The 12108-nt window shown below is 35.9% G+C and carries 8 protein-coding genes; 2 read left to right on the forward strand and 6 right to left on the reverse strand.

Features of this window, described 5'->3' with window-relative positions; translation table 11 throughout:
* Positions 1 to 61: 61 nt before the first annotated feature.
* The 3 genes from Q0975_RS25105 to Q0975_RS25115 all read right to left on the reverse strand — a co-directional run bounded on the left by Q0975_RS25105 (position 62) and on the right by Q0975_RS25115 (position 4745).
* The gene (locus Q0975_RS25105; protein WP_299442560.1) at positions 62 to 1447 is read right to left on the reverse strand and encodes an exonuclease domain-containing protein; all 1386 of its coding nucleotides are present in this window, start codon (positions 1445 to 1447) and stop codon (positions 62 to 64) included.
* 199 nt (positions 1448 to 1646) lie between these two features.
* Positions 1647 to 2060 (reverse strand): DUF3010 family protein, encoded by a 414-nt coding sequence (locus Q0975_RS25110; RefSeq protein ID WP_299442563.1) that lies wholly within the window; start codon positions 2058 to 2060, stop codon positions 1647 to 1649.
* Between the two features lie 159 nt (positions 2061 to 2219).
* Positions 2220 to 4745 (reverse strand): DUF4157 domain-containing protein, encoded by a 2526-nt coding sequence (locus Q0975_RS25115; RefSeq protein WP_299442566.1) that lies wholly within the window; start codon positions 4743 to 4745, stop codon positions 2220 to 2222.
* A gap of 497 nt (positions 4746 to 5242) precedes the next feature.
* Here Q0975_RS25115 and Q0975_RS25120 point away from each other — a divergent pair, with 497 nt between their 5' ends.
* Complete coding sequence (locus tag Q0975_RS25120; protein WP_299442569.1) at positions 5243 to 8479, forward strand: chondroitinase-B domain-containing protein; 3237 nt, start codon at positions 5243 to 5245, stop codon at positions 8477 to 8479.
* Between the two features lie 82 nt (positions 8480 to 8561).
* Here the strand turns inward: Q0975_RS25120 and Q0975_RS25125 are convergent, their stop codons facing one another.
* Together Q0975_RS25125 and Q0975_RS25130 are read right to left on the reverse strand one after the other, a co-directional pair.
* Positions 8562 to 9623 carry a bifunctional transcriptional activator/DNA repair enzyme AdaA gene (locus Q0975_RS25125; RefSeq protein WP_299442572.1) on the reverse strand — a complete coding sequence of 354 codons (1062 nt, stop codon included), beginning with the start codon at positions 9621 to 9623 and terminating at the stop codon, positions 8562 to 8564.
* Position 9624: 1 nt separating this feature from the next.
* Complete coding sequence (locus Q0975_RS25130) at positions 9625 to 10380, reverse strand: isocitrate lyase/phosphoenolpyruvate mutase family protein (RefSeq protein ID WP_299442575.1); 756 nt, start codon at positions 10378 to 10380, stop codon at positions 9625 to 9627.
* Between the two features lie 222 nt (positions 10381 to 10602).
* On the opposite strand from Q0975_RS25130, the gene Q0975_RS25135 reads away from it, so the two are divergent.
* On the forward strand, positions 10603 to 11424 hold the full coding sequence (locus tag Q0975_RS25135) for a fibronectin type III domain-containing protein (protein ID WP_299442577.1): 822 nt from the start codon (positions 10603 to 10605) through the stop codon (positions 11422 to 11424).
* A 248-nt stretch (positions 11425 to 11672) separates the two neighbouring features.
* On the opposite strand, the gene Q0975_RS25140 is transcribed toward Q0975_RS25135, so the two are convergent.
* A complete protein-coding gene (locus Q0975_RS25140; RefSeq protein WP_299442580.1) occupies positions 11673 to 12080 on the reverse strand; it encodes a hypothetical protein in 408 nt (135 codons plus the stop codon).
* Positions 12081 to 12108: the final 28 nt, after the last annotated feature.

A 12108-nucleotide genomic window follows, 5' to 3' on the forward strand; every position in this document is an offset into this window, starting at 1 on the left:
AGATTTTTTCCAATTAAAAATGAGAAAAAACAGTGTTTATTAGCCTTTGTCTACCTCAAATCTACCTATCAATATTTATTATATTCCTATCCCCATGTTTACGCAAATAACTTTTAATTATTTTAGTAGTATGATAGGTATGCTTCTGAAGGTTTAGGAAATTCTCGAAGTCTTCTATTTTCGCAATTTGTTCATCTTCTTGTATAAACCCGAAACCTTTATAAACACCATCCTGAATCATTACAAAACTTAGCTCACTAAAAGTTCTTCCCTTTTCTTTAATAAAGTAGCTTTTTTGATCTCTACGCAATGAGGACAATGCTTTTTGTACCCGCATATTATACAACGCAACAGATTCTTGACCTTCACAAATACCTTTGCAATTCTTTATCTTATAGTGAGAACATCGTTCTGTAGTACTTTGTAAACTACAATATCGTGGACATAACTGATACTCTTCACAAAGCTGCTCTAACTTTTCTACTGCTTCTGCCCTACTATAAAATATTTCTACCGAATGATCTATAGAATGTGATCTATCTATTGCCAGTTGTACCACTCCTTTCCTATTGGTATAGAACATAATGCAATAAGGAGCAACAGGTCTTTTCTGTGCTCGATTAAATTTAGGATAGTGCTTTTGTATTTTTTCTGATTCTAATAACAACGCCACTAGCTCATTACCTGTCACTTCATAGTCTATAGAATATGTTTCCTGACCTAATGCATATTCTTTATTCTTTTTATCATAAAAATGGCTAATCACACGCTGTTTAATATTCTTAGCTTTACCGGCATATATTACTTCTCCTTTTTGATCTTTAAATAAATAAATCCCCGTTTCTTCGGGTAATGCATCTATGTTTTCTACTTGAAGATGCGGAGGTAATGTAGCCTCTTTAGAACGTGCATTTAAAAATTTATTGATAACCAAAAATTCAGGATCAAGACTCAGAATCCGCTGAAATAAAATAACAGTAGCATCTGTATCGCCTTCCGCTCGATGTCGACCTTCTAATGGAATATTAAGAGATGAACAAAGTTTTCCTAAACTATAGGATAACATCCCCGGAATTAACTTTCTGGATAAACGAACGGTACATAATTTCTTTCGAACAAAAGAATATCCCAGGTTTTTAAACTCCCCTTTAATGACATTATAGTCAAAGCTTACATTATGCGCCACAAAGATGGCTCCTGTAGTCATTTGTACAATACGCTCTGCTATTTCGTGGAATCTAGGTGCATTTCGCACCATATCATTATCTATACCGGTAAGTCCTGTAATAAAAGGTGGAATATAACAATCAGGATTCACTAAAGAAGTGAATTTATCTATAATGGTATTGCCTTGTAACAATACAATACAGATTTCTGTAATGCGATTACCTTTAATGCCTTTACCGGTAGTTTCTACATCAATAACAGCATATAATTTTTCTGACATCACATTTCTTTTGAAATGCAAATCTAAGAGAAATATTTGGAATTTGGAATTTTTCCTTTTACAATGGAATTTTTCCTATTATCCTTTGTTTTTTATTTTTTAAATAAAGCGCCTATTCGAGTCGTTTTCGATAGAAAACGATGTACTTCAGCGGGCTCAGTAGAACTATTGAGAATAGCTTTTATATGATGAAAATAACTTATTCTCTTAATAAATATGCCGCCAATTTAGTAGCATTTTCCTGATATGCATTGTCATAAGTAACAGGAAGTACATTCTTCTTATAATAAGCAGTCAATGTTTGCTTAGAAACGAAACTCATTTCGACATTTTGATAACACTGGAGTAGCGCTTCTAATTTAAAAGAAACCGCTGCCGCAGCGAACTTACCTTTGGTTTGTCTACTAATAATAGCAATATGATCTGGTGTTATCGAATCAAAAAACGCATGAATATCCTTCTGAAAGTTCTGTATATCTTGATTGTTCTGATCATCTTTGATTTCGATATACTTAGTTTTACCTGTAAGATTGGAGTATTCTCCTTGTGTATCTTTGGATAAGATTACACAAATCGCTCTTTTTTTATCAATCTCGATTCCTATTACTTTCATGAAGGTGTTTTAGTGGAGAATAATTGTAGCAACCAAAGTACACTCGGAACTTAAAAATTCTCAATGTATAGTTTTCAAAGATACAGTAGAATTCTACTCATTTAAAAGTTATTTATTTTAAAAACTAAACCTCCATTAAATATCAGAACAAGAACCTGATCATACAATAATATCATCCTTGATGCTATATAGCACTTCAAACGGAGTATCGTAGGTAGGTACATCTGGTGTAGCTTCTAGTCGACTCAATCTAATTGTAAGTAATAATTTAGCAAAAAATCCTCCAGGTGCACCTGGACAAAAATCTACAGCATCATGGACATCGAACGTATATTTAATCTGAAAACGCAAGGTACCGCCTCCTTGATTAGTAACTCTAAATTGTCCATCAACATGTCGTACATCATCCCCAGCATCACTAGAATCTACACCAAATCCTCCAGCCACTAGACCTGGAATTCTTGAAAAAGGATCCTTAAAACTCATGGGTAAATTCATAATTTCCGGATCTTTGAGTACCGTTCTAAATGGTAATAAAAGTGTTGTTTTACCTACAGGAGGAATCAGTTTTGGGTCTTTGCTTACCCTACTAGTGATCAGATCTTGAATGCGTTTTTTTTCTCTAAAAGTTTCTCCATCAATCATAAATGATTTTACAAAGTCACTTGTAGGATCCTTAAAGAGCCTACGCGGTAATATGGTTCCTGTAGTACCTGTTTTTGGTTTATTGAGATATTCCATATACAAACCCATTGCATCCGTATTACCAGAATGTCGCGCTGTAATAAACGCCTGTAATTCTTTTTTTGCTATCGCTCTTTCTACTTTAGCCTCAGTTTTAGTAAGAAAAGGCACACAATATAACAAAGGAGTATCGTCAGGCTTCCTGGGCCCTACAGGTGTTCGAGGTATTCTAGGTGTTGGAAGATTAAGTACAAAAGGCTGTACTACAGTAAGCCTGTGTAATGCTACCATACCACAGACAGAAACCTTAATCATTACATCTCCTTCTAACGAACTCAGTTCTTTTCCTTTGATTTTTACTTTAGGTTTTTTATCAGAACCATTAATCCCTACACGTCCATGGTTTGAAGGATCGTGTTCTACATCCCAGTCAGGTTGTGATCCAGGATGTGCGCCTTCTGCTTCCAACTCTATTTCATTAGGTTTGGTTACCTCATCAGGTCCTTTGATATTTAACTTTTTACCATTATGAACAAATTGTTGTTGGATAAATACTTCAGTTACCATATTTCCTTGCTTATCCGGTAAGGATCCATTACAGAAACGAACTTTAAGTAAAGTCATGGCTCCAACGGGAATAATAGACAGAACTCTTACAGGTGTTCCTTTAGGAGGACAAATGTGTTTCCGTGGATCTTTACCAGGTGTTGGATTATTCTCATGGAAAGCAACAGCTTTATCCATGGTAAGGGCCAAATCACCAACACTCCCTTTATAATTGGAAGCCGGCAATGGACATCCACAAAAATCTTTGCAATCCTTATTATTTGACGGGGTTTTACATTCGATAGCTTCCTCGCCATTAGGTAAATTTACCGTAGGAGTATCTTCTGTAAGTTCCTTCTGTTCCTGTGTAAGGGATGAGACCGATACCAACCCATTTTTATCAGATTCCAGTATCGTACATATATTAGGAATAATAGGCGGTACTTTTGTATTTGGAGGGCTATCTGTAAAGAACTGATCCAGATCTCCCATAGTTTCCGGGCCAACAATTCCATCAACTTTTAAGGTTCTCTCTGCCTGATAACTTCTTATACCAGTATGAGTTTCACTACCAAATATACCATCTACACCAAATTTTGGCAATGGATGCCCAGCATCAACTACTCCTTGCTGAATTGCACGTACATGTGCTCCATTAGCACCTATTCTTATAAGGCTTTGATTATCAAAAGCAGCTTCTAGTTTTGGATTACCAGAAAACCTGGGAGATTGCAAGTCATGTCCATCTCCAATAGTGCGTTGCGCACTTGCAGGTGCTGACCCTTTGGTTTGTTGTACTACGTGGGTTAATTCGTGGCTCAATAATTTCTTTCCTTCTTTTGTACTCGTATCAAAAGTTCCTTGGCTAAAATACATATGCTCTCCATGGGTAAACGCTTTTGCCTGTAGTTGCTTATTCATAAGATCGGCTGTAGAATCTGTATGTACTTTTACATTCTCAAAATCAGTATCAAAAGCCTGCTCCATTTCCATCTTACTATCATCCGGAAGTGATTTCCCACCACTCTTAGAAGCCTGAAGTGTGTTTTCTAAAGTATCAGAAGAAGAATTTTCATTGTTAACTCCTAAATTCGTTGCGGAACGCTCCATAGGCTTGGTCATCACCATATCCTCTGGTTGCTCATCCAAAGATCCATTTTTTTCTTCTTGTTCACATTTTTTACATTTTCCACATGTATCACATTTTCTTTGTACTACGGAAGGTCCTACACTTTGTTTTGTTATACTATTTTTGGGATTTACATTCGCCTCTTTTTCAGAAACAGGATCAATAGAGCTGCCTATATGTTTAGGCTGAACGAATGATGTATCAAAGAAACTTGCTGTTTTCCGAGAAGTTTGCGAAAAAAAACTGTTTTCATCATTTTTCTTTGAAAATAAATGAGACGCATGTCTTGTAGGAGGAGTTAAGAATGGGTTCCTAATAATTCTCATAATTACACACTAATGTTAAAACCAAAAATCGCATAGCTACCAACTAGTCAGACAACGTCCATGATTCTTTTTATACAGGCTTGTTTTTCTATATTCCTTTAGGATAGACGGGACAAAAACTTTACATAAGAAACCCTAAATGTATTATTTTAAAAAACTAACCACAATAGGTATACACCTTAAAAAAACAGGGGCAAACAACTGATTAACAAACAACTAATGTTTTGACCAACGTGTATTCGAGTAATTAAGCACCCTTCTTCTAAATCTTTATTTCCTCAATTAATTAACAAAATTCATGCAATTATAATATTTATCAACATAAAATATTTATATATCATCAAAAAACATTAAATTGGTTGACCAATTTAATTATTTAATAGTAAACAACGAATTTACGTATCTACACTAGCTTTTAAAATCTTAACTGCTTTATTACAATCAAACCAAATTGGAAGGCTAGATCATCTATAACTAAACCATTTAACACATTTAACATGAAAAATCTTCACACATTTTGGAACCTAATAATGCAAACAGTATATGATTCGGATGTTTTGTTTTTAAAAGAATTATTGAAAAAAAAGATTCCTCCAGTATTATTTATTCTCGCTTTTCTATGTTCAACGAACATTCTTGCTACAGAATACACGATTAGTTCAATAGACGATTTTAGAAATTTAACCTTAGCACCAGGTGATGTAGTCATATGGGCAAACGGAACGTATAACGATGATGAAAGACTTGTATTCAAAGCTAATGGAACCTCATCAAACCCTATTACTTTAAAAGCTGAAACTCCTGGTGGCGTAATTTTTAATAATGGACTACAAATGGATATTGCCGGCAACTATCTTATCGTTGAAGGATTTCACTGGAAAGGAGGATATGGAGCTAGTAATTTTATCCAATTTAGAAACGGAACTACCTATGCACAAAATTCTACAATTCAAAATTGTGTAATTAATGGTTTAGGAGTTGAACCTGGTGATGCTGCAGAAGCCGAACAAGATGGAGCAATTGTTAAACATAGATGGATTGTATTATATGGAAATAATAACAAGGTACTACATTGTTCTTTTTTGAATAAATCTACCGCAGGAGCTTTGGTGTTAGTCGAATTAGAATACAATGCCGAGGTGAATCGATGTGACATTGTTGGTCATACGATAAGCAATAATTATTTTTATAAATACGAAAAAATGGATCCTTCATTATCAAACTCTGGCGATAGTGAAACCATTCGTGTGGGAACCAGTGAATTTCAGAATGTAGATTGTAGAACAACAGTGAGCAACAACTACTTTGTTGAGGCAGATGGTGAAAATGAAATTATTACCAATAAAAGTGACAATAACACATACCAAAATAACACCTTTAGAAGATGTAGAGGATCATTAACATTGCGTCATGGTTCTGGTGCTACTGTAGAAGGCAACTACTTCTTAGGAGAAAATGTTGATGGAACAGGTGGTATTCGGATAGTAGATAGTGATCACCTGATTACGAACAATTACATTCAGGATTGTATCACCGTTATTGATCAAGCAAAATGGAATAATGGAATTACATTTATGGGAGGTTCTACCGGCTCTCAGGATAATTGTAATGCTACAAGTGTATCTAATGGGTATCAAGAATCAAAAGACATTACAGTTTCCAAAAATACCATAGTGAACACCAATGCTCCGTTATTTTTTAATGGAGACAAAGGTACTAGCAGCAATACCGGTAACGTTTCTAACAATGTCATTTTCTTTTCGAGTAATTCATCTAATACTACTAATGTTATTACTGAAGATGATAATGGAGATTTTTCAGATATTGGTTCGTCGTTATCGTATTCAGGAAATGTATATGATAACACAAATTTAGGAGCATCGGTAAGTGGATTCACCTCAGCAAATTTATCGGCTAGTAGTAATGGTGAAATTTTTGATATTTCTGGTACCAATGCCGGATCAAACATAGCTCAATCTCCCTACTCTGATAGCGATGTAGCCGCAATGGTTGGTGCTTGTTTCGTTAATTACATCGGAGATTCTCTGAATTCTTGTAGTAATACACCGCCTACAGATATCTTAACAGTATCCGCAATTAGTGATTTCGCAGCTGCTTCTGGTAGCAAAACACTTACCATCACATCCAATGTTAATTGGACCATATCCAATACTAGTTCCTGGATTACTGTAAGCCCTACATCTGGAGTAAATAATGGCAGCGCTACAATATCGGTCACTGCCAATTCCCAAAGTACTACAAGAACTGGTACAGTAACCGTTAGTGGTGGATCTTTGACCAGAACAATCATTATAACCCAACTAGGTGCTACAGGAACCGTATCTGTGGACGGTATAGTTCTTTCTCCAAGCACTACTACTATACAAATTGGCAACACCCAACAACTAACAGCCACAATATCACCTGCCAATGCAACTAATCAAAACCTTACCTACAGCAGTAATAATACCTCAGTAGCAACAATCAATGCTAATGGATTAATAAATGCTACCAACACTGGCGAAGCGGTTATTACCGTAACTACAGAAGATGGTGGATTTACAGATACAACTATAGTGACTGTTGTAACTACTTCTTCAGAGATCAATCTGGCGTTAAATAAACCAGTAACCGCTACAGGTACACCAGATGGTAATAATGTAGCTTCAAACCTTGTAGACGATTCTACAGATTCTCGTTGGTCGGTAAATGGTTTTCCAAAATCTTTTACGGTAGATCTTGGAGCTACTTTTAGCATTAACAAAACAGCATTAATTTGTTATAAAGACAGAGCATATCAATATACCATAGAAACAGCTACTGATCCCAATGGAACCTATACGGCAATTGTTGATAGAAGCAACAACACAACACCAGGAACAGTTTCTAACCCGATTACTGATAACTTCTCTTCTGTAGATGCTCGTTATGTTAGAGTAACTGTATCCGGTGCATCTGGCTATTCAGGACCATGGATAAGCTTATCAGAGTTTAGAGTTTTTGGTAATACTATTACTACTCCAACTTGTGCTGCAGGAAGTAATCTATCATTAGATGCTAGTCTTTCTAGTTACAGTGATCAACAGACAGCAAATCCAGCAAGTAACCTAATAGATGACAATACAGATAATAGATGGTCTGCTCAAGGTTTTCCGCAAAACGCAGTAATAGACTTAGGAGAAGAATATACTATTAACGAGATCAATTTGTATCCATATAGCAATAGAGCATATCAGTTTATTGTCGAAGGCTCTAGCAACTCTCCTACTTCAGGATTCTCGGTATTAACCGATGCCTCAAATAACACATCTGGCGGCTCTGTGATTAACAGAAGTTTTTCTACGCAATCTGTTAGATATGTTAAACTTACAATTACGGGTGCATCAGGATATTCAGGTAGTTGGTCGTCTATAAATGAGTTTAAAATAATCTGTTCTGGTGGTAGTCAGAGTCTATCTAATAGAAGTCAATATACAGAGGTTCCTAAAATTTCGATCTACCCAAATCCTTTTACAACAACACTCACGGTTCAATTACCAAAAAGTAATACCGAAATCACCAGAGTACAGCTCATAGATGTATTTGGTAGAGAAGTTTCTAGCATGCCTATAATGAATGATTCTAGCAGCATTAGTTTTTCTACAAATCTTCCTAGAGGTGTTTATTTCCTGAGAGTATTAGACAAAAATCTAAGGGTTTTAAAAACAGAAAAAGTAATCAGTGATTCCTACTAAATCGTGATTTTATACATTTTATAAATTGGGGCTGAATTCTAAGATAAAACTGAAAAATTCAGCCTTAATTTTGTATCAAAAACTAATCAGATAAGTGATTGTTACTTTCGTGCGTTAACAACCATTGCTTTCGTTCGACACCACCACCATAACCAGTCATACTTCCATCTTTTCCGATGACTCTGTGACACGGAATTATAATCGAAATCCTATTATACCCATTTGCAGAAGCTACTGCTCTAATGGCTTTTGGATTCTTGATTTTCTCTGCTTGTTGCTGATAGGTAGTCACCTGTCCGTATTGGATTTCTTTTAAACTATGCCAAACAGTATTCTGAAAATCCGTTCCCGGTGTTTCTAGATCAACCTCAAAGATTTTTCTTTTACCGTCGAAATATTCAGTGATTTCTTTTTTAGCTTGCTTAATGTGTTCGTTTTCGCCAGCTATGATCTGTGTCTGCAATCGCTTCTGCAAATCAGTAAACTCGGTTTCCAGCATACGCCTATCTACAAATTCTAGCAGACAGATCCCATTTTCGGTAGCACACACAAACATAGGCCCCAAAGGTGTTGTCAACCGACTAATTAAAATTACATTTCCCTTTGTACTTTTTTGAGGAGATGTTCCTATGACTTTTTTAAAGGTATATCCAAAACCGCTCAAGGATTCATATCCCGAATCAAAAGCAGTATGTGTAGCATTTTTTCCTTTTTTTAATTCCTGAAAAGCATTATTAATCCGATACATCCGCTGATACGCCTGAAACGTCATTCCATAGTTTTTCTTAAACCATCTCCTCACCACTTCTGGACTGATTGCTAGTTTTCGTAACTGATCATCTGTGATTTTCTCTTTTGGGTTTTGCTTCACCAATGTAATGGCTTTTTCTACCTGTTCTGGTGCTTCATTAGCATTTTCGGTAGGCTTACAGATTTTACATGGTCGGTATCCATTATCCAGCGCTTCCTTAAACGAGGTGTAGAATTCTACATTTTTTAATTTCGGTTTTCTGGCTCTACACGTAGCGATACAAAAAACAGATGTCGTTTTTACACCCACAAAAAAAATCCCTACAAAGCTCTCTTTTCGTTCTAGCAATGCTTTGTAATACGTTTCTATTGTTTTGTTTTCTGTAATCAGCATCTTAAAAAATGGATTGAAATGATTGTTGGTCTACGATTTCTTTGGTAGTACGTTCTAACTGACTGTACATCTTATCGAATAAAAAATTACCCATACTAATTCGTTGTACTCCTATGCTTGCTAAGGTTTCAAAACCCGGAAGATTGGGCATACACATTACATTGATCGGTAACTGTGTACAAGTTACAATTTCTCTGATATCCGATTCGTTTTCTACACCAGGTGTAAAAATTCCATTAGCACCTGCTGCTTCGTATAATTGGATTCGTTTTTTGGTTGCCGCTACGGGATCCGGATCTCCCAACAAAAAGATATCCGATCGTACATTTATAAAAACATCGATATCCTCTTGTGATAATAGCTTGTTTACTTCCTTAAGGGTATTGGCAAACTCGGCTGCATCTAGCAATGTTCTTGTATCCGCAACCACACTATCTTCTACATTAACACCTACTACTCCCATCGCTACCAGTTCCTTAATATGCTCTGCAATACTTGTTGGATTGCGGCTATAACCAGATTCCAGGTCTACGGATAGTGGTAGATTAGTATTTGCTGCGATTCGTTTTACGAAATAAGCCAGTTCAGAAAAATCCATGTCCTCACCATCTTGGTATCCTAAAAGACTAGCAATGGCAGCGCTCGAAGTTCCTATGGCTTTAAAGCCTAGTTTCTCGGCTGTTTTGGTACTAGGTACATCCCAAACATTTCCTAATAACAAAGGTGTTTTTTGCGTATGAAGCTCTTTAAAATTCATCGTTGTTTGTTTTTATACAAAGTACCGATGATCATATCTGGCCAGCAACCGAAAATTGGACATGTATTTTTTTGTTGTATCGATAGGGACAATAAAATCAGTTAGAATACCGCAATTATAAGATATCGTTTAATATCACTGATATCAGTAGTCATTTTTAGACTTGTAAAAACGATTTAAATACTGCATTTTTGCGGTCGTTTTAATACTAATCTACCCAAAATGAAAAAACTTATTACTTTCGTATGTATTTCGTGTATGCTATATTCTTGTAGCGAGAGCGATATCTTCGGTGATGGAGATGAAGATGCAATTTATAACGCTCCTAATGTGAGGTCGTATACTACCTATACTTCTCAAAATGCTGTATCGCTTAATGGTTTCATTAATCATGAAAATGTTGTTTTCCAACAACAAGACACATATACCACAGGTTTTATATTTAGAACCGGAGATGCACAGGATTCCAGTAACGATCAGATCATCGAACTCGAAGGAGAGGTGGAATATTACAATGGTTTTTATAAATTTAATCATACTATCGATGGACTAACGCCAAATACGACTTATCACTATACAGCATTTACAAAAAACGGTCCTACAGAAGAAACCGATTGGGAGTCATTTACTACATCTGCTATTGCGTGTACCTATGATCAAGATAATTATTATAGTATTTCCGGAACCTGGAGAGATGCTAACGTAGAAATCACAAATCCTAGTTGCTGTGGTGACGGTAACGTTGGTTTTAGGTTTGGAATCTGGCCAGATATTTTTCAAATTAATTTTAATGAATTAAGTGGCGGATATCCTAAAACAGGACAATATTTTGGCGTGGATTACGAGTTTAAGGGTACACATATCCAGAGAGAGCTTGTAAAATCAACCAATCAGGTATTGATCGATAATGGCGACTCTACTCCAGAAACTGAGTTATTTGTAAACAATGATGGTCAAAAAATCACTTTGATTTTTTGTGATACACAGTTACGAAATGGAGGCGTGTTAAACGGAAAGGTTTCTGCAGCCATTCCTACGAATTAAAAGTAAAATATTTACTATACTGTCACATTGAGCCCTTCGACAGGGCTCAGGACAGGCTATAGTCGAAATGTACTGAAAACCAAATGTGGTTGTTTCTCGATTCCGCTAGAAATGACAGAGAAAACTACTTTTTAGACAGCCTATTTGGTTTATAGTGTTTTTTGTGGTGCCCCACCATTAGGGATGTCACAGCCACTAGTTGGGAGCTGGGGAATTTTTCAGCTTGCGCCTAACCAGACTGTATAAGGTTAGTTATGCGAAGTCTTTTTTGTTTTTGTCAACACCTGTGATAGCATTAAAAATAAGAACGCTATTCCAAAGCCTAAAACTCCTATATTAATTCCCACTATAGTCTTTTCGCTTCCATCTAAATATTTCATAGAACCACCATATCCATCTTTTAAGAAGAATGCTAATAAGAACCCTCCCATAACTATGAGGCTTAATATAGTGCTTAATTGAACTTCTTTTTTATACCAAACCAGCCACAAGCATACTACTCCAATACTGGAGTTGGTAATCAATTGCCAAACCTCATGTATTCGAGCGTGAGGCGTCCAATCTGGATTCCAAACATGCGTTTCATTGATATCCAGAAAAGGGACGATAATTGCATATAGAATTACACTAAATGTTATTGCTATTTTTTTTATCATTACTAGTTATTTTTAGATTACACATAAC

Origin of the sequence: uncultured Aquimarina sp., from assembly GCF_947500065.1 — a bacterium.
Taxonomy (GTDB): Bacteria; Bacteroidota; Bacteroidia; order Flavobacteriales; family Flavobacteriaceae; genus Aquimarina.

Excerpts from the sequence above, each read along its gene's own strand:
- Q0975_RS25105 (WP_299442560.1), bottom strand. The coding sequence starts at position 1,447 with ATGTCAGAAAAATTATATGCTGTTATTGATGTAGAAACTACCGGTAAA.
- Q0975_RS25140 (WP_299442580.1), bottom strand. The coding sequence starts at position 12,080 with ATGATAAAAAAAATAGCAATAACATTTAGTGTAATTCTATATGCAATT.
- Q0975_RS25115 (WP_299442566.1), bottom strand. The coding sequence starts at position 4,745 with ATGAGAATTATTAGGAACCCATTCTTAACTCCTCCTACAAGACATGCG.
- Q0975_RS25135 (WP_299442577.1), top strand. The coding sequence starts at position 10,603 with ATGAAAAAACTTATTACTTTCGTATGTATTTCGTGTATGCTATATTCT.
- Q0975_RS25110 (WP_299442563.1), bottom strand. The coding sequence starts at position 2,060 with ATGAAAGTAATAGGAATCGAGATTGATAAAAAAAGAGCGATTTGTGTA.
- Q0975_RS25120 (WP_299442569.1), top strand. The coding sequence starts at position 5,243 with ATGAAAAATCTTCACACATTTTGGAACCTAATAATGCAAACAGTATAT.
- Q0975_RS25130 (WP_299442575.1), bottom strand. The coding sequence starts at position 10,380 with ATGAATTTTAAAGAGCTTCATACGCAAAAAACACCTTTGTTATTAGGA.
- Q0975_RS25125 (WP_299442572.1), bottom strand. The coding sequence starts at position 9,623 with ATGCTGATTACAGAAAACAAAACAATAGAAACGTATTACAAAGCATTG.